The sequence below is a fragment of the Pedobacter sp. genome, from assembly GCF_046462515.1.
Lineage (GTDB): Bacteria > Bacteroidota > Bacteroidia > Sphingobacteriales > Sphingobacteriaceae > Pedobacter.
The window spans coordinates 139,842-159,264 of record NZ_JBKGVD010000001.1; the positions used below are offsets into that span (position 1 = coordinate 139,842).

Below are 19,423 nucleotides of genomic sequence, written 5' to 3' on the forward strand. Positions count from 1 at the left end.
AATGATTTTGTTTTGTGATCTAAAAAATATCCATATATAATTTTTTAGTTTTCCGGTTACCTTATCTAACCTCCACATAAGTTTTTATGAGGAGGTTTTTTTTTATAAATTAAGCCATTTTCTGTCTTTTAATAAGATAAGCTTGCAATACCTGTTCAAAACCCTCTTCCATATTTGCATCAATCAAATCTATTTTATACTGGGCGCATTTTAACGCCAGGTTTTGGCGATAGTTTTCCATTTGCTGAAAATAACCTTCTTTAACCTGATTAGGATGTAACTTAACTTCGTCGCCCGTTTCCATATCAACAAATAAATAAGGACGGTTATCAAAGCTAAAGTCGAGCTCTTTGGTTTTATGCACCACATTAAAAACAATCACCTCATGCTTATTAAACTTAAGATGCTGTAAGGCAGAAAATAATTTATACTGGCTTTCTTCATCATGATGATTTTGAAACATATCACTCATTACCACAACCAATGATCTTTTGTGAATGGTATCTGCCACCTGATGTAATGCCTCTGCTGTATTTGTTTTTAATGGTACTTGCGGTTGCCTCATGAGCTGCTCTAAAATATTGAACAGGTGTTTTTGATGCGCAGTGGTAGATTTAGCTGGCGTATTAATGTGCAGATTGTCATTAAAAAGGCTTAAACCAAAAGCATCGCGCTGCTTTTTAAGCAGATAGATCAAGGCTGCTGTGCTCTGTATAGAAAATATAAGTTTATTGTACTTCTCTTCTGGAAAATACATGGAAGAAGAAGTATCTATCACAAACTGGCATCTCAAATTGGTTTCTTCTTCAAAACGTTTACTAAACAGCTTATCTGTTTTAGCGTACAGTTTCCAGTCTATGTTTTTCACATTATCGCCAGTATTGTACAAGCGGTGTTCAGCAAACTCTACCGAAAAACCATGAAAAGGACTTTTATGTAAACCTGTAATAAATCCTTCTACTACCTGTTTAGCTAAAAGCTCAAGACTGGTATTGAACTGTATATTATCGGGTTTCAAAGCGGTTTGCATGTAGTAAAGCTAAAAAAAGATTTTTATTACTTTTGTAAAAAAACTTTATGAAAAAACATTTACTTATCGCTTTCTGTATCCAATTAAGCGTTTATGCTTCTGCTCAAACCATCCAAGGTGGAAAAGTAAATACCGAAAGCGCAAAATTAGCAACAAAATTAGATACAGCTAAAAAAGCTGAAGGATGGACAGTAAGGGGCACCAATACTTTACTTTTAAACCAGGCTGCCTTTTCAAATTGGGTTTCTGGTGGTATTAACTCTGTTGCGCTTACCGGGAGGGTTGATTATGAATTTAACCTTAAGTCTGGAAAAAATCTTTGGGAAAACAGAATTTTAATGGGCTATGGCCTACGTTCTGAAGAAGGCAATCAAGCTACTAAGGTAGAGGATGTAATTGATCTTACCTCTAAATATGGGTACCAATTAGGCACAAGCAATTGGTATACCGCCGCAGCATTAAATTTAAAAACCCAATTTGCCAAAGGTTATGATTATGGTAATCCTAATCAGGGCTATATCTCAAATTTTATGGCTCCGGGTTATGTAACCTTAGGGGTAGGTCTTGATTATATTCCAAATGATAATTTCCAATTAAGCATACATCCTTTAACCTCAAGGTTTACCATTATTGCCGACAAAGCTGTTTTTGACCCTGATCATGACGGTATTTTAACTGATGCCTTTGGCGCCAAACCTAACGAAAGTCTGGTTTACCAGTTAGGCGCTTATGTAGGTGGACGTTACAAAGCAAAATTAATGGAAAATATTTTATTGGATAACCGCTTTGGTATGTTTACCAACTACCTGAAAAAACCACAGAACATGGTTCTTTCTTATTCGGCAATTTTAGACATGAAAGTAAATAAATTCATTTCTACACAGGTTACCGCAGATCTGTTTTATGATGATAACCAGATTGGCAAACTACAGTTAAAAGAAACCTTAGGCGTAGGTATAACTTACAAGTTTGGCAAGTATTAATCATTCCAAACTTTAGAAACACAAAAAAAGCCAGAGATACATCTGGCTTTTTTTAAAAAGGTAATGAACCTTTATATCTTATAATTGACTGTTTAATTTACCAGCTAAAACAGACTTAGGCACCGCGCCTACTTGTTTGTCAACTACCTGTCCATCTTTAAAGTATAAAAGCGCAGGGATATTACGGATACCGAACTGCATAGAAATTTGCGGATTGTTATCCACGTTTACTTTACCTACGATCGCTTTACCTTCGTATTCTTTAGCTATCTCATCAACAAGAGGGCCCACCATACGGCAAGGGCCACACCATTCTGCCCAAAAATCTACTAATACAGGTTTATCTGATTTTAATACTACTTCCTCGAAGTTAGCGTCTGTTATTTCTAAAGCCATAACTAAATTTATTTAATGTGTTACAAATATATAATCAATTGTGGTGCCAACAATACACATATGTCATTTTGACACTAATTCAACCGGAAATCAACTACGTTAAGTCGCTGTATCTGAGCCAAAAATTGGTTGTTAGGATTTATCTTTAAATTTTTAGAAGGTAAATCCAATTTTAATCCTTTTTCTCTATCGTAAACCTCAAAGTTAAGTTTACAATTCTGATTTTCGCTGATTTCTTTATTTTCCTCTAAGATATAAGCTATTTTATCCATCAGGCTAGTATCTACAGATTCAATAGGAAACAATAAAGTTAATGATTTGGTAAGTTTATCTCTTAAGCCCGAAAGCAAATCTATAGAGGTAATTTTAAACTCCCAGTCTCCTTCTTTACCATAGCGTAAACCAACTTTTCCTCTGATCTGCAAGAAATAGCCCTCTGTTAAAAATTGTTTGAATTTTAGAAAATCTTCCCCAAAAAGAGCAATCTCGCAACTGTCGTCATAGTCTTCAAAGGTAAAAGTTCCAAAAGGCCGCCCAGTCTTAGTAATACGTTGTGATGCCATACCAACCAGTCCGCCCACTACCAATTCTCTGTTCTTTAAGCCTTCAAATTCTGCCAGTACTTCTTCATTGGTATCACCGCTACGAACTTTGTTTATAATACTGATATCTTTTACCTTATGCTGGCAGAACCTATCCAGTTCAAACTTGTAATCATCTAAAGGATGGCCTGAAAGAAATATGCCAATTGCATCTTTTTCATATTTTAGCTTATCAATTAAGCCCCACTCTTGTGTTGCTGCAAAAGTAGGTTCAAGAATAAGATCTGCTTTTGAACCGCCAAATAATGAAGATTGCGCCGAGTTCTGGTTATTCTGAAAATCATTGGCATATTTGATCAGTTTTTCTATACCATTCATTTTATCATTGGCCCCGATATAAAAGTATTGAGATCGGTTGTATCCAAAAGCATCAAATGCTCCACTGTACACAAAACTTTCATAGGCCTTTTTATTTACGATACGGGTATTAGAACGTTTTGCAAACTCAAAAATACTTTGATAAGGGCCATTAGCCTGGCGTTCTTCTATGATACTTTCTACCGCTTTCTCTCCTACTCCCTTTACTGCCGATAAACCAAAACGAATTTCTCCATTGGCGTTTACCGAAAATTTCAAATCGGATTCGTTCACATCAGGGCCTAAAACCGTAACTCCCATTTGACGGCATTCTTCCATAAAGAAAGCAACCTGCTTAATATCGCTCATGTTGTTAGAAAGTACAGCGGCCATATATTCTGCCGGATAATGTGCTTTTAGATAAGCCGTTTGGTAAGCTACCCAGGCATAACAGGTTGAGTGTGATTTATTGAATGCATAAGAAGCAAAGGCTTCCCAGTCTTTCCATATTTTTTCTAATATAGCCGGAGCATGACCTTTTTCTGCAGCCTGTTGAACGAATTTCGGCTTCATCTTATCCAGCACATCTTTCTGTTTCTTACCCATGGCCTTACGCAAAACGTCGGCCTCACCCTTGGTAAAACCTGCCAGTTTTTGCGATAAAAGCATCACCTGTTCCTGGTAAACCGTAATACCATAGGTTTCTTTCAGGTATTCTTCGCAGGCATCCAGATCGTATGTAATAGGCTCTAAGCCATGCTTACGCCTTACGAAACTAGGTATATACTCCATTGGCCCCGGACGATACAATGCATTCATAGCAATCAGATCTCCAAAAACCGTTGGCTTAAGCTCTTTCATGTATTTCTGCATACCCGGACTCTCGTACTGAAATATACCAACTGTTTCGCCGCGTTGAAAAAGCTCGTAAGTTTTTACATCATCTATCGGGAAGTTATCTGGATCTAAATCGATCCCATGTCGTTTTTTAACCAGTTTTACAGTGTCTTTTATCAGGGTTAAAGTTTTTAAGCCCAAAAAGTCCATCTTTAAAAGACCTGCACTTTCTACTACAGAGTTATCAAACTGGGTAACGTACAGATCAGAATCTTTAGCCGTAGCTACGGGTACAAAATTTGTAATATCATCTGGCGTAATGATTACCCCGCAGGCGTGAATACCTGTATTACGCAACGAACCTTCTAATACTACAGCCTGTTCAATGGTTTCAGAAGCTAAACTTTTAGCAGCTGCTATGTTTTTAAGTTCGTTTACTCTTTCAAACTCATCAGGCCGTAAAGCAGATTTCAGCTCTTTTTCTTCAAGATTAAAAATCTTTGCCAACTTCATGTTAGGGATAAGCTTGGCTATTTTATCGGCTTCGAACAGAGGCAGATCCAATACACGTGCTGTATCTCTTATGGATGATTTTGCAGCCATTGTACCATAGGTAATGATCTGAGCCACCTGACTGGAACCATATTTATCAATCACATAATCCATCACCCTACTACGACCTTCATCATCAAAGTCAATATCTATATCGGGCATAGAAACCCTATCAGGATTTAAGAAACGCTCAAAAAGGAGATCATATTTGATGGGATCGATATTGGTAATACCCAAACAATAGGCAACTGCTGATCCTGCTGCCGATCCACGACCTGGCCCTACAGATACATCTCGCTTGCGGGCTTCAGCAATAAAGTCCTGTACAATCAGGAAATATCCCGGATAACCGGTTTTTTCAATGGTCTGTAATTCAAAATCCAGACGTTCGGTAATATCTGGTGTTAATTCTTCATAGCGTTTTTTAGCACCTTCGTAAGTTAAATATCTTAAATACTTATTCTCTCCTCTTTTGCCTCCATCTTGCTCATCATCAGCTACTTGAAATTCTTCAGGAATATCAAATTTTGGTAAGAGTACTTCACGGGCAAGTTTATAGGATTCAATTTTATCTATAATTTCCTGTATATTCAGAATAGCTTCAGGTAAATCGGCAAAAAGCATCTTCATTTCATCTGCCGTCTTGAAATAATATTCTTGGTTAGGCATACCAAACCTGAAACCTCGACCGCGACCTATGGGCGTTGTTAATTTCTCTCCATCCTTAACGCAAAGCAAAATATCATGCGCATGCGCATCTTTTTTGCCAATATAGTACGTGTTGTTGGTGGCAATCAGTTTAACATCATGTTTAGCGGCAAGTGGGATCAGAGATTCATTTACACGATCTTCATTTTCTTGGCCGTGGCGCATAACTTCAATATAGAAATCATCACCAAACTGTTCTTTCCACCAAATGAGTGCCTCTTCCGCCTGTTTCTCGCCAATATTTAACAATTTACTTGGTATCTCACCATACAAGTTACCTGATAGCACGATGATATTATCTTTGTACTGCTCTATCACTTTCTTATCTATGCGGGGTACGTAGTAAAAGCCTTTAGTATAAGCGATAGATGACATTTTAGCCAGGTTGTGGTAACCTTGCTTGTTTTTTGCCAAAAATACAACCTGATAGCCATCGTCTTTACGGGTTTTATCTGTATGATCATCGCAAACAAAAAACTCTACCCCTATAATAGGTTTAATGGTCTGATTTTCGGGCTTTTCTCCTTTTTCTATGGCTTCCGCATTTTTTGCTTCAACACCTTTGTTGTATTTGAATACTTCATTTACAAAATGAAAGGCTCCCATCATGTTTGCGTGATCGGTTAAAGCTACCGCGGGCATATTTTGTACGGCCGCGGCTTTTACCAGAGCACTTATGCTTATAGTACTTTGAAGTACTGAAAACTGTGTATGGTTATGTAAATGCACAAACGTAGCGTCAGCCAAAGCTGCTGCATCAGCGGCAGAGGTTTTTCTTTCTGCACCCGCACCAGCTTGTGTACGTTTTCTGATTTCATCTGAGGCCGCTTTTAAATTAATATGCTTTAAACCTACTGGCTCAAATGGTAAAGGATTGGCATCTTTAAAACGTAAAAAATAGTCGGTATCTACCTGTAACTCTTCTTTGGTAAAAACTCCCTTTTTTATCAATTCAAGAAAACAACGGGTAGTTGCCTCAACATCTGCGGTAGCATTGTGCGCTTCGCTAAAGGGTACACCAAATAAATATGAATGCAGCTCTGTTAAGGTTGGCAATTTAAACTTACCACCCCTACCGCCAGGTATTTTAAGCAATTCGGCAGTAATTTCGGTACAGGTATCAAGTACCGGCATGTTAACCAGGTTATTCTCAATACCTAAACGGTAAAACTCGCAGCCTATAATATTAATATCAAACCCTACATTTTGCCCTACAATAAATTTGGCTTTACCTAAAACTTCTTTAAATTTTTCCATCGTTTCGGTTAGGCTGATACCCTGTTCATCGGCAAGTTCCGTAGAAATGCCGTGAATACGTTCAGAATCATAGGGGATATTAAATCCATCGGGTTTAACCAGATAATCCTGATGTTCAATTAAATTACCTAATTCATCATGCAGTTGCCATGCTATTTGAATACAACGCGGCCAGTTATCCGTGTCGGTAATGGGCGCATTAAAATTACGGGGTAAACCGGTAGTTTCTGTATCAAAAATCAAGTACATAATCGGGAAAAATTTAGCTATCAAAAATAGCAAATTACACTAGCTAAACCGTCAGTTAATTATCAACAAAGAGACGATTTTCATTTACAAAGAATTTTAAAATATAATATTTGAGTATTTTTAAAAGCAGAATTATCCTTTTAACTGATGAAAAAACTACTACTCCCATTTTGCCTCTTTTCTTTTTTAATCATTTCAGGCTATAAAAGCGAAGGAAAATCGCTAGAGAAAAATCAAAAATATTACATTGATTCAGAATTAGGGAAAGATTCTAATTCTGGGACATCTGCAGATCAGGCTTGGAAAACCTTAGACAAAATCAATTTGTCTGTCTTTAAACCTGGTGACAGGATTCTTTTAAAAAGAGGTTCTGTCTGGGTTGGCCATATCGAATTAAAACAATCGGGATTATTTAAAAAACCCATAACTATTGCCGATTATGGCGATGGCAATTTGCCTAAAATAAATGTCAAAGGAACTGTTAGAGACGGTATTTTGCTAAAAAATATAAGCCACATTACCGTAAAAAACATAGAAATAACCAATTTTGATGCTTCGGTAGATTTTCAGAAAAACGGTCCTACCGGAGTTAGAATCTTAGCAGAAAACATTGGCACCATTTCTAACATTAACTTATTCGGTTTGTACATCCATGATATAAACGGTGATAATAAAAAAGGCAGTAATGAAGGCAATGGGATTTATTGGGAATGTAAAGGCCCCGCAAAAAGCAATATCGAAAATTTAAAAATCCAAAAATGTATTATTAAAAAAGTAGATAGAAACGGTATTAGGGGCAACGGAACTTTTGCTTTTAGAGACAACTGGTTTCCAAATAAAAATTTAACCATAAAAGATTGCTTATTGGAAGATATTGGCGGCGATGGTATTGTGGTTAAGGCTTTTGATGGTGCTTTAGTAGAACATAATAAACTTTTTGGTATGCGGGCCAGGGCTAAAGATAATGCGGTTGCCGTTTGGCCTCACAGCAGCGACAATACGGTTATTCAATATAACGAGGTGGCCTTTACTAAAAACCAAGATTGGTCTAACGACGGGCAATCTTTTGATATTGATGGTAATTGCAATCATACAACCATACAAAACAACTACAGCCACGATAACGAAGGTGGTTTTATGCTGGTAATTTCTGATGACATCAGTGCACAAAGTATGATGACCAAAAACAATATTATTAGGTATAATTTAAGCGTAAATGATGGTTTAAACCGAAAAAGGCTGTTCAATTTTGCAGGCACAACAGATAGCACCTTAATTTACAACAATATATTTATAAACAACAGTAAAACCAATTTAGAGATGGAATTGGCAGATATAGAACACAGCTTGCCCAAAAATATTGTCTTTAAACAAAACGAGTTCAGATATAACGACGGTGTATCGGCAAAATTCAGCAAATCAAACAAACAATACCAAACCATACAATGGATAGGAAACCTGTTTAAAGGTAAATTTATAGGTAAAAATTTATTAGTAAATAATGTTGAGGGACAGGAAAGCCCGCCAATAAATTTAAAACGTTTCCCTTGGAAATTTATGCCAAAAAAAGCTGATTAAGGTAAATTACCAATTAAATAATTACAAAAAAACATTTTTAAAACTAACTCAAATCAATATATTAGACCAATAAACATAATCTTAAACCTATCCATAAATATGAAAATTACTGTAGTAGGTGCAGGCGCCGTAGGAGCCACATGCGCTGATAATATTGCAAGAAAAGAATTAGCCGAAGAAGTTATTTTATTAGACATTAAAGAAGGTTTTGCAGAAGGTAAAGCAATTGATATGATGCAAACCGCCACCCTACTAGGCTTTGACACCAAAATTAAGGGTGTAACCAACGATTATCAGGCTACCGCGGGCTCTGCTGTCGCAGTGATTACTTCAGGACTTCCCCGTAAGCCAGGTATGACCCGCGAAGAACTAATCGGTATCAATGCGGGTATTGTAAAAGGTGTTGCCGAAAACATACTTAAACATTCACCTGACGCAATTATTGTTGTGATCAGTAATCCAATGGATACCATGACTTATTTAGCTCTAAAATCTTTAGGCTTACCTAAGAACCGTATCATTGGTATGGGCGGAATTTTGGACAGCTCGCGTTTTAAATATTATTTAAGCCAGGCTTTAAACTGTAATGCTAATGATCTACAAGGCTTTGTAATTGGCGGACACGGCGATACGACCATGATTCCGTTAACCCGTTTTGCAACTTACCAAAGTTTACCGGTTAGCAATTTATTAGATAGTGTTGCTTTAGAAAAAGTTGCTGCCGATACCATGGTTGGCGGTGCTACTTTAACGGGTCTGCTGGGCACTTCTGCCTGGTATGCCCCAGGTGCCGCAGGCGCTGCTTTGGTCGAAGCCATTGTACGCGACGAGAAAAAACTCTTTACCTGCTGTGTAGCCTTAGATGGTGAATATGGGCAGAAAGATATTTGCTTGGGTGTACCGGTAATTATCGGCAAAAATGGCTGGGAAAAAATCATTGATTTTAAATTAAATGACGATGAACAGGCCAAATTCAACAAAAGCGCAGATGCGGTTCGTAACATGAACAATGTGCTCACAGAAATGAACCTGATTTAATATGAGAACAGTATCTGTTCCGCTCCATCTTATTAATTTGCAAAATGACGGTTTCCACCTCTTGGTGGAAATTGTTGTTTTTAACGAAAAGGTTTTTGCCGTTTTAGATACGGGGGCATCACGAACTGTACTGGATCAAAGCCTGATGAAAAGGCATTTGAGCGATCTTGTACAAAACAGTGAAACACAGGCCGCAACTATTTTTAGCAGTGCCACAACCATACATGGCATTATTTCTGTTTTAAAAATAGGCAAACTTAACCTTAAGAATTACGAAGCAGTTGCCATTGATCTTCAAAGTGTAAGCGAAACCTATCTGCAGCTTGGCCACCCTGAAATTCATGGCATTATAGGTGGCGATATTTTAATGAAATACCACGCCAAAATTGATTACAAAAGCAAAATATTAAGATTATATGTATAAAAAGATTTTTGCGGCTGCATTGTTCATAAGCAGTTATACAGTTTCCTTTGCACAGCAAATCAAAATAGTAGATAAACCTATTGTTTTTGATACTACTCGCATTAGGTTGTCATTAGAGTATTTAAAAAACAGACATGGTTTGGTTAAAAGTACGCCTACTATAGAACCTAAAATTATTGTACTGCATTGGACCGCAGCCAAAACTTTTTCTTCTACCTTTAATGCATTTAATACGCCTAAATTGCCAGATGGAGATCGTAAAGACATTGCCTCAGTGAGCAGTTTAAATACTTCTTCACAGTTTTTGATAGACCGCGACGGTACCATTTACAGATTGATGCCCGAAAATTATTTTGCACGTCATGTAATTGGACTGAACTATTGTGCCATAGGTATTGAGAATGTGGGTAGCCGCGATTTCCCTTTAACGCCAGAGCAACTAGCCGCAAATGAAGCTTTGGTAAGGTATTTAACCGCAAAATATCCTATCGAATATTTAATTGGGCACTATGAATATTCGCGTTTTAAAAACACTCCATTGTGGAAAGAAACCAATCCTAATTACCTAACGGGCAAGGATGATCCGGGCAAAGATTTCATGGAAAAGGTAAGGGAAGATCTTAAAGACCTTAATCTGAAAGGTGTGCCCCAGCAAAAAAACAATTAAAATGTTAAGGCTAATTGTTTATCTTTAAGTAAATCAAATACAACAACATGAAATTCTTAAAAATTCTTTTAGCAATTGTAGTAGTATTGATACTACTATTTTTTGTAGTAGGTGCTTTTTTACCAAAGACCTATTCGGTTAACCGCTCTACCACCATTAATGCACCTGATAGTGTTATTTATGGAAACATTGCCAATTTTAATGAGTTTAACAAATGGAATCCGTGGATAAAGATGGAACCTTCTGCTAAAACTACTATCACTGGAGAGGTTGGCAAACCCGGACATTTATTTGAATGGGCAGGCGATAAAACCGGATCCGGGCAAATGAAAATTTTGAGCGCCACTCCTTACAGTAATGTAAACATCGAATTAAAATTCATTAAACCCTTTGAAAGCTTAGCCAATTGCAAGTTTGATATCGTGAAAGAGAATGATGGCTATAAAGTTACCTGGACCATGAGTGGTGAAAACCCTAACACCATGAGCAAATGGATGAGTTTAATGATGGACTATATGATCGGAAAAGATTTTGACAATGGATTAGCTTCATTAAAAGAGAAATCTGAAAAAGGAGAATAACAAAATATCTTTTAAAAAAAGGTGTCTAAAATAATTTTAGACACCTTTTTTATGAATTATACTCGAAAAATAATGTTTTTGCAACTTAAGTAGCCTATTTATTAAAATTGTTGTTGCACATTTGCATAAACAACACACGCAAATGATTTTTTTAGGTTACATCTTTTCAATATTCATAGGCATATCATTAGGGCTTATGGGTGGCGGTGGCAGTATTTTAACCGTGCCGGTACTGGTATATCTTTTCAATATCAATCCTGTTCTGGCAACCACTTATTCACTTTTTATTGTGGGCATGGGCAGCATGTTTGGCGTTTATGCTTATTTAAAGCAAAAACTGGTTAATCTTGGTGCGGTACTTAATTTTGGCGTGCCTTCTGTTATTGCCATTTTCATTACACGCAAATTTTTATTACCCCACATTCCTTCTGTAATTTTTACGGTTGAGGGTTTCGCAATAACCCGAGAATTGTTTCTGATGCTATTGTTCTCCGTTTTAATGATAGGTGCTTCTTATTCTATGATCCGCAAAAGAAAAACAGATCTATCTCTTAGCGGGAAACCCAAACCCGCTACTATGGCTTTCCAGGGCGTGATAGTAGGTTTTCTTACCGGCATTGTAGGTGTTGGGGGTGGTTTTCTGATTATCCCTTCGTTAAATATACTGGGCAAATTATCTATGAAAGAAGCTATTGGCACTTCGCTGGCCATTATTGTATTAAATTCATTAGTTGGTTTTGCCGGTAGTTTAGGACATTTTACGCCAGACTGGGCTTTCTTGTTATCTGTAACAGCTGTAGCCGTAACTGGTATATTTATCGGTACGCAGTTATCCAAAAAAATTGAAGGGACAAAACTAAAACCCGCTTTTGGCTGGTTTATCCTTTGTATGGGGATTTATATCATTGCTAAAGAGACTTTATTAAAATAACAGAGCAATGCCGGATCAAAATTATTGGCAAGATAGATGGCTAAACAAGCAAACACGATGGGACATTGGCTATGCTTCTCCTCCAATAACCACTTATTTTGAAAATTATAGTGATAAAAATGCAGTAATTCTAATTCCTGGCTGTGGAAATGCCTATGAGGCCGAATTTCTGGTAAAAAATGGTTTTACCAATATTACTTTAATTGATATTGCACCTAAAGCCGTAGAAATATTGAAAGAAAAATTCTCGACCTATCCTGCTATTAAAATCATATGTGAAGATTTTTTTAAGCATGAAGGAAATTATGACCTCATAATCGAGCAGACTTTCTTTTGTGCCATTAACCCCAATAACAGAAAGGCTTATGCCCAAAAATCCGCTGAATTACTAAACCCAGAAGGTAAGATCATAGGTTTGCTTTTTAACCGAATGTTTGCGCATGAAGGCCCTCCACATGGCGGACGGGAAGTAGAATACCGGCACATTTTTTTGCCATACTTTGAGATTCAAGTTATGGAATTATGCTATAATAGCATAGAAGCCAGAAAAGGGGCAGAACTTTTTATTATCTTGAATAAAAAGCCTACCCCTCCTCTTTACGAATCTTAAATAGATTAGCAACAAGCCTATTCTGGCCTTGTCATTGTAACCTTATATCATTTACTTTTCTTTCCTCCGCCAAAGAAGAAACCAATCTTAGCGGCTAAATAGCCACCATCTTTAATCATATTATACTCTCCCGACATGCGAAAATGACCTGTTTCAAAACCTACTCTCGGAAAAAATCCAAATTGGGTTGAACCAGGTATAATCTCTGTATTGCCATTTTGCATCGTGCTTTCATTTAAGGTTACAGAAGCCGATTTAAAAAATCCCAAACCAGCACCCGCAAAAGGTCTGAAACTGCTTTTACCAAAATAATAATCGCCAGTAGCAGTATAAGAACTCAATACAGAAACTTTTGCATCCGAATCATCATTACCTGTATTATTTACACGAGCCAAAGCTGCGCCTTCAAATCTTAAACCCACCGCCAACTCATCAAATAAACGATAGTGAGGTTCTATGGTAAAAGTAAGCCCTGCTTTGGTACCTTCACCCCCTCCAGTTGGTGCGGCATAGCCTAAACTCAGATCAACTTTAAAAGCTTTGTACTCTTGTGCAAAAGCGGTAAAACCGCCACCGATCAAAAAGAATAAAAAGAATAATTGTTTTTTCATTACTTAAAATTGTTTGTAATTGGTTAATAAATTTGTTTGTTCGACAATCCAAAAGTAGATAGCCTTTTGTACAAAAAAGGCTCACTTTATAAAGTGAGCCACATATTTATCAAACTGTATAACAACATATTACACACAATCACAAAACAAAAAGATGTATTCCTTATAGTTATAAAAAGATTTAAAGCATTAAGCAATATGCCTTAACTCCAGTTCACGGTATGTGCTTGGGGTCATTCCCGTATATTTTTTGAATGCCCGCTGAAATGATGCTTTTGAATTGAACCCGCACATATAAGCCAATTCTTCGAGCTTAATATGCATAAATTGTTTATCCAGTAATTTCTCCTTAAATGCATCGGTACGGTATGCGTTTACGAAATCAAAAAAATTCTTGCCGAATTTTTGGTTGATGACCTGCGATAATGCGTGTGAAGGAATTTGAATCCGGTTAGCCAATACGGATAGATTTAAATCTGGATCCAAATAACATTTTTCTTCGTCAAAAAAGGTTAGGACTTGTATAGCATACTCCTCAATTTTAGCGACAGAGAGATTTGAATTCGAATATTTTTCCTTTTGCTGATGGTAATGGTTTAAAGGAATATATTTTTCCTGAAACAAACGGTAATCATCTTCAGAGAAAATCATTCCATAATTGTAGCTCTTATACACAATGTAGAGGTACATTACATTGCCCAATAAGGGTATCCATACCAGATCTATATAATAAAATGAAACAAAAGTAGATAGTAGGATCAGCAGCACAATTTCTGCTATGATAATGAAATTAAATTCAAAAATATAACCTATTCTTAGGCTTTCTAAATTGGAAAAAACCTCTTTGTACAATGCAATATGCTTAAAAACCATATGGGCAGAAGCTGCAACATAAATCAATACAATAGTTATAGGTACCAAAGAAGACACCAGCATAGGCCAGGCTCTATAATTACCGTTATAGAAACTTTGCTCAAAAGCAAGCTGTGTTTTATTTCCGGCCAGTAAATAACAGATAAAAAGTACAGCTACACTAAAAGACGGAAGCAGATGAAATAATTTCTTCTTATCTATTTTAAATGGTTTCCCTATCATCTGCAAGCAGTAGAACAGGTAAACGGGACCAAAAAAGCTAAAAATAATTTGCGATATAAATAACGAGGGCACAAAATATACGGATGGCCCTTGGTAGAAAATATAATTGGAAACAATGGGAAATACTGGCAGCAGTATCAACAAGGCCAGCATACGGTTTGCCATAGAATTGTGTTTTCTGAAAAAGAAAAGCGGAAACAACAGTACTTTATTAATGATAGTGAAAATATGCAGGAATAAAATCCAATCCATTTTGATATTCAGGGTTGATTACATATAAGCTAAATTGCTGATTATTTAGTTATTACAGAAATATATTTCGCTTTTATACAACTTTTAAGACTTAACCCCATTGCAAAATCATACAAACCTTTTAAAAAATAATATAAAGATATGAAAGGCATTGTACCGACCTTTGTGTAGATCATTGAAAAAATATCATGACAGCAAAAGAACAAGTTATAGAAATACCTTTACAAGATGTTGAAAGTGAACATTGTGCCCTTATCGTTGATAAAGGTTTAAAAGATGTTGATGGTATTGCCACGCATACAGTAGAATTGAACAATAGAAAAGCACTGATTACGGCCAAGCAAAACCCTAAAGAAGTGGTACAAAAGGCTGTACAAAAAATACGCGATCTGGGTTACAATGTACCCACCGTTAAAAAAAGTTTTCCTGTATTGAGTTTAGCTTGTGCATCATGTGCCGGTAATACTCAGGATGCGCTTAACGGTGTAACCGGTGTGATCAATGCCGAAGTAAATTATGCCAATGCCGTAGCCAAAGTAGAATATGTACCGGGCCTAACCGATCCACAGACATTGAAGAGAGCTGTACAAGCTTCGGGCTACGATTTAATTATTGATGAATCTGAAGACGCGAAGGATGAATTAGAAAGAATTAAAGAAAATCATTACAAAAGCTTAAAAGGCAAGGTAACCGGTGCCATGATCTTTGCCATTCCTTTATTTATTATCGGCATGTTCTTCATGGATATGCCTTATGCCAATTACATGATGTGGGCCTTGGCTACGCCTATGCTTTTTTATTATGGCAGCCAGTTCTTTACAGGAGCCTGGAAACAGGCCAAACACCGTTCTGCCAACATGGATACCTTGGTGGCCATCAGCACAGGAACGGCTTATATTTTCAGCGTTTTCATCACCTTATTTCCTGATTATTTACACCAGAAAGGTATCCATACCCATGTTTATTTTGAGGCGGCCGGTATCGTTATCGCTTTCATTCTTTTGGGTAAATTACTGGAAGAAAAAGCCAAAGGAAACATCGGCACGGCCATTAAAAAATTAATGGGATTGCAACCTAAAACCGTAACGGTTGTTCATGATGGCGGCCATCAGATGGAAATGCCAATTAGCTCTGTTAAAGTAAACGATGTTTTATTGGTTAAACCCGGCGAACGTATAGCCGTAGATGGGGAGGTGATCAATGGTTCATCTTATGTAGATGAAAGTATGATCAGTGGCGAGCCTGTTGCCGTAGCCAAAAATCAGGGCAGTTTGGTTTTTGCAGGAACCATTAACCAAAAAGGAAGTTTTCAGTTTAAAGCACAAAAAGTAGGTTCAGATACCGTACTTGCCCATATCATTAAAATGGTTGAAGACGCACAGGGCAGTAAAGCACCTGTACAAAAACTGGTAGATAAAATTGCCGCCATCTTTGTACCCGTTGTAATGGGCATTGCCTTATTGGCTTTTATTTTATGGAATGTGCTTGGTGGCGATAATGCTTTTGTGCAAGGGCTTATTGCATTTGTAACGGTATTGGTTATTGCCTGTCCTTGTGCGTTAGGACTGGCAACACCAACCGCTATTATGGTTGGTGTGGGTAAAGGTGCAGAGCAAGGTATTCTGATTAAAGATGCCGAAAGCCTTGAACTGGCTAAAAAGGTAAATGCCGTTATTTTAGATAAAACCGGAACCATTACCGAAGGCAAACCCACCGTTACTGCCCTAAAATGGTTTACCGCGGTAAGCGAGGAACAAAAAAACATCTTGTATAGTGTCGAAAAATCTTCTGAACATCCGCTTGCAGAAGCTATTGTAAATTACCTTAAAAATGAAAGCAGGTTTATAGATGGTTTAACCATCGAAAATATAAGTGGTGAAGGCATAAAAGGTCAATATGGTACAGAAACCTATTATATCGGTAATCAAAAGCTCATCTCAAGACTTCATATACAAACAGACACATTACAGCAACAATGGATAGATGAGCATTTGAACAAAGCGCAGACCGTAGTTCTCTATGCCAACGAACAAAATTTATTAGCTGCCATTGCCATTGCCGACCAAATCAAAGACAGTTCTGCCGAAGCTATCAATCTGTTGCATAAACAAGATATAAAGGTTTACATGCTAACCGGCGATAATGAGCATACCGCAAAAGCTGTTGCAGACCAGTTAGGCATAGATGCCTACAAAGCCAACGTCTTACCTGCAGAAAAAGCGCAATTTGCCAAAAACTTACAACAAGAAGGCAAGGTGGTAGCCATGGTAGGCGATGGTATAAACGACAGTAATGCGCTGGCACAAGCCGATGTAAGCATTGCCATGGGCAAAGGCAGCGATATTGCCATGGATGTAGCCAAAATGACCATCATCTCTTCTGATCTATCTAAAATTGCGGATGCCATACGCTTATCTAAATACACCACCAATGCCATTAAACAAAACCTGTTTTGGGCATTTATCTACAATGTAATAGGCATTCCAGTTGCTGCAGGTTTATTGTATCCAATAAATGGTTTTCTGCTCGATCCCATGTGGGCCGGAGCCGCTATGGCGTTCAGCTCGGTAAGTGTGGTCGGCAACAGCTTGCGTTTAAAATGGAAAAAGATATAGGCTTAAAAGCATATCTTTACCCTAAAATTTGGCGTTAATAATAAACAAGGCTTAAAAACTGTTTAGATTTAGTTCATAATAGCTATACTCCGTCACCCTGAATTTATTTCAGGGTCTACTTATAAAAAGATTCTGAAACAAGTTCAGAATGACGTGTATTTCTAAATTTAACCAGTTTCTCAATTTGAGCCTGTTTCTTTTTATAAGCAAGCATAAACATGACAAAGATTATCATTGCCGGAATTGGAGGAGTTGGGGGTTATTTCGGGGGCCTGTTGGCTAAAAAATTTCACGATAATCCAACGGTGGAAATTGATTTCCTTGCCAGAGGCGAAAACCTTAAGGCTATCCAAATAAATGGCCTAACTATTGTAAGAGGGACCGAACAATGGCTTGTAAAACCTAAAATAGCAACAGATGATCCTGCTACTTTGGGAAAAGCAGATGTAATTATGCTCTGCACCAAAAATTATGATCTTGAAGCAACGGTTCTACAACTAAAACCCTGCATTTCTGATAAAACCATTATCATTCCCTTACTCAATGGCGTAAACAGCAGAGAAGTTATCCAAAAATATTATCCCAATAATTTAGTGACAGAAGGTTGTGTTTATATTATTTCGAGATTAACCGCTCCCGGTAAAGTTGAAAATACAGGCAGTACTGAAAACCTGTTTTTTGGTTTGGATCAAACCGAAGATGAACGTTTGGTACAGCTCGAAAGCTTGTTTAAACAAGCAGATATTCATGCAAAACTATCTAACGATATTTTAAAAATCATTTGGGAAAAATTCATCTTTATCTCTGCCACGGCTACTTCCACCTCATTTTACAACCAAGGTATGGGTGCCATACTTAAGGATTCTGAAAAGAAAGACAATCTTTTACAATTGGTTAAAGAAGGTGTACAGCTTGCAAAAGCCAAACAAATTCCGGTTTCAGCGAACATCGAGGAAATTACCCTGAACAAACTGCAAGCAATGCCGCCTTTGGCCACTTCATCCATGCATGCTGATTTTGCAAATCGTAAACAGCATACTGAATTAGAGTCGCTTACGGGCTATATGGTGCATGAATCTGAAAAACTGGGATTGCCAGTCCCAACATTTAAAAAAATGTATGAAAGCTTAAAATAATTAATTTTTACGCAATGAAAGCCATTATCCTCAAAACGTTTGGCCCGGCAGAAAATCTGGAATATATCGAGAAAGAAATTCCTGTTGCTGGCCCTGAAGAGATACTGATCAAAACAAGGTCTATCAGCATAAATCCCATTGATGTAAAGGTACGCGCCGGACAAAGACCTGCCTTTAAAGAAAAACTGCCTTTGATATTAGGTTGGGATATTGCAGGCGATATAATAAGCTCAGGCGAAAATGTAAAAACTTTTAAAACGGGTGATCGCGTTTTCGGAATGATCTGTTTCCCAGATCCCGGTAATGCCTATGCCGAATTTACTGTTGCACCTGCCAAAGATTTAGCGATTATACCCACTCATGTAGCTTATGCTGAAGCTGCATGCTCAGGTATAGCTGCACTTACAGCTTTACAAGCGCTTAAGAACTTTGCTCCTGTACAGGCCAATCAGCGGGTTTTGATACATGCCGCAGCAGGTGGCGTTGGGCATTTTGCGGTACAACTGGCCAAATATTTTGGGGCTTATGTGATTGGTACAGCATCAGCAGGCAACAAAGATTTTGTTTTAGACTTGGGTGCAAATGAATGTATTGATTATAAAACCACAGTTTTTGAAGATGAGATAAAAGACATAGATCTTGTAATTGATACGATTGGCGGTGATTATATCGAAAGATCTTTAAAAACGATGAAAGCGGGTGCTACCATTGTAAGTATCCCCAGTATTTTAAATGCACAAGTTAGCCAACTGGCAGAAGCCCAGGGTAAACATGGCTACCCTCTATTGGTTAAGCAAAACACCAAAGATCTAAATTTTATTGCTGATCTCTTGGCTAAGGGTATCTTAAAACCTTTCATCAGCCATGTTTTTTCTTTTGATGAAATGGTAGCTGCACACAGGCAGATAGAAAGTGGCAAAACACGAGGTAAAATTGTTGTTAGTTTTTAAAAACCATACTCTTTACTAAGAGAT

Annotated in this window: 16 protein-coding genes; 11 read left to right on the plus strand and 5 right to left on the minus strand. The window is 37.4% G+C overall.

The genetic code is table 11. The annotated features are described in order from the left end of the window. Positions 1 to 109 precede the first annotated feature (109 nt). The gene (locus ACLHG9_RS00620; RefSeq protein WP_410219680.1) at positions 110 to 1,030 is read right to left on the minus strand and encodes a DUF58 domain-containing protein; all 921 of its coding nucleotides are present in this window, start codon (positions 1,028 to 1,030) and stop codon (positions 110 to 112) included. 47 nt (positions 1,031 to 1,077) lie between these two features. On the opposite strand from ACLHG9_RS00620, the gene ACLHG9_RS00625 reads away from it, so the two are divergent. After that, positions 1,078 to 2,013 (plus strand): DUF3078 domain-containing protein, encoded by a 936-nt coding sequence (locus ACLHG9_RS00625; RefSeq protein ID WP_410219681.1) that lies wholly within the window; start codon positions 1,078 to 1,080, stop codon positions 2,011 to 2,013. Positions 2,014 to 2,091: 78 nt separating this feature from the next. On the opposite strand, the gene trxA is transcribed toward ACLHG9_RS00625, so the two are convergent. After that, a complete protein-coding gene (trxA, locus tag ACLHG9_RS00630) occupies positions 2,092 to 2,409 on the minus strand; it encodes a thioredoxin (protein ID WP_243361663.1) in 318 nt (105 codons plus the stop codon). Positions 2,410 to 2,483: 74 nt separating this feature from the next. Continuing rightward, a complete protein-coding gene (gene dnaE, locus ACLHG9_RS00635) occupies positions 2,484 to 6,911 on the minus strand; it encodes a DNA polymerase III subunit alpha (protein ID WP_410219682.1) in 4,428 nt (1,475 codons plus the stop codon). A 147-nt stretch (positions 6,912 to 7,058) separates the two neighbouring features. Between dnaE and ACLHG9_RS00640 the strand changes: the two genes are divergently transcribed. The 7 genes from ACLHG9_RS00640 to ACLHG9_RS00670 all read left to right on the plus strand — a co-directional run bounded on the left by ACLHG9_RS00640 (position 7,059) and on the right by ACLHG9_RS00670 (position 12,740). Further along, entirely contained in the window at positions 7,059 to 8,489 is a 1,431-nt protein-coding gene (locus ACLHG9_RS00640; RefSeq protein WP_410219683.1) for a hypothetical protein, read from the plus strand. A 99-nt stretch (positions 8,490 to 8,588) separates the two neighbouring features. Further along, entirely contained in the window at positions 8,589 to 9,527 is a 939-nt protein-coding gene (gene mdh / locus ACLHG9_RS00645) for a malate dehydrogenase (protein WP_410219684.1), read from the plus strand. A 1-nt stretch (position 9,528) separates the two neighbouring features. Then, entirely contained in the window at positions 9,529 to 9,951 is a 423-nt protein-coding gene (locus ACLHG9_RS00650; protein WP_410219685.1) for a retropepsin-like aspartic protease, read from the plus strand. Further along, the gene (locus ACLHG9_RS00655) at positions 9,944 to 10,618 is read left to right on the plus strand and encodes an N-acetylmuramoyl-L-alanine amidase (RefSeq protein WP_410219686.1); all 675 of its coding nucleotides are present in this window, start codon (positions 9,944 to 9,946) and stop codon (positions 10,616 to 10,618) included. Before ACLHG9_RS00650 ends, ACLHG9_RS00655 begins: the two co-directional genes overlap by 8 nt. Before the next feature lie 47 nt (positions 10,619 to 10,665). Then, the gene (locus tag ACLHG9_RS00660; RefSeq protein WP_410219687.1) at positions 10,666 to 11,199 is read left to right on the plus strand and encodes an SRPBCC family protein; all 534 of its coding nucleotides are present in this window, start codon (positions 10,666 to 10,668) and stop codon (positions 11,197 to 11,199) included. A gap of 142 nt (positions 11,200 to 11,341) precedes the next feature. After that, positions 11,342 to 12,130, plus strand: a complete 789-nt coding sequence (locus ACLHG9_RS00665) for a sulfite exporter TauE/SafE family protein (RefSeq protein ID WP_410219688.1) — start codon at positions 11,342 to 11,344, stop codon at positions 12,128 to 12,130. 7 nt (positions 12,131 to 12,137) lie between these two features. Next, the gene (locus ACLHG9_RS00670) at positions 12,138 to 12,740 is read left to right on the plus strand and encodes a methyltransferase domain-containing protein (protein WP_410219689.1); all 603 of its coding nucleotides are present in this window, start codon (positions 12,138 to 12,140) and stop codon (positions 12,738 to 12,740) included. A 47-nt stretch (positions 12,741 to 12,787) separates the two neighbouring features. Here the strand turns inward: ACLHG9_RS00670 and ACLHG9_RS00675 are convergent, their stop codons facing one another. After that, a complete protein-coding gene (locus tag ACLHG9_RS00675; RefSeq protein WP_410219690.1) occupies positions 12,788 to 13,351 on the minus strand; it encodes an outer membrane beta-barrel protein in 564 nt (187 codons plus the stop codon). Positions 13,352 to 13,540: 189 nt separating this feature from the next. Then, positions 13,541 to 14,698 (minus strand): helix-turn-helix domain-containing protein, encoded by a 1,158-nt coding sequence (locus ACLHG9_RS00680; RefSeq protein WP_410219691.1) that lies wholly within the window; start codon positions 14,696 to 14,698, stop codon positions 13,541 to 13,543. A 188-nt stretch (positions 14,699 to 14,886) separates the two neighbouring features. On the opposite strand from ACLHG9_RS00680, the gene ACLHG9_RS00685 reads away from it, so the two are divergent. From ACLHG9_RS00685 to ACLHG9_RS00695, 3 genes are all read left to right on the plus strand, one after another. Further along, positions 14,887 to 17,313: a heavy metal translocating P-type ATPase gene (locus ACLHG9_RS00685; RefSeq protein WP_410219692.1), complete on the plus strand. Its 2,427-nt coding sequence runs from the start codon at positions 14,887 to 14,889 to the stop codon at positions 17,311 to 17,313. 218 nt (positions 17,314 to 17,531) lie between these two features. Continuing rightward, complete coding sequence (locus tag ACLHG9_RS00690) at positions 17,532 to 18,449, plus strand: ketopantoate reductase family protein (RefSeq protein WP_410219693.1); 918 nt, start codon at positions 17,532 to 17,534, stop codon at positions 18,447 to 18,449. Positions 18,450 to 18,463: 14 nt separating this feature from the next. Next, entirely contained in the window at positions 18,464 to 19,399 is a 936-nt protein-coding gene (locus tag ACLHG9_RS00695) for an NADP-dependent oxidoreductase (RefSeq protein WP_410219694.1), read from the plus strand. Positions 19,400 to 19,423 lie beyond the last annotated feature (24 nt).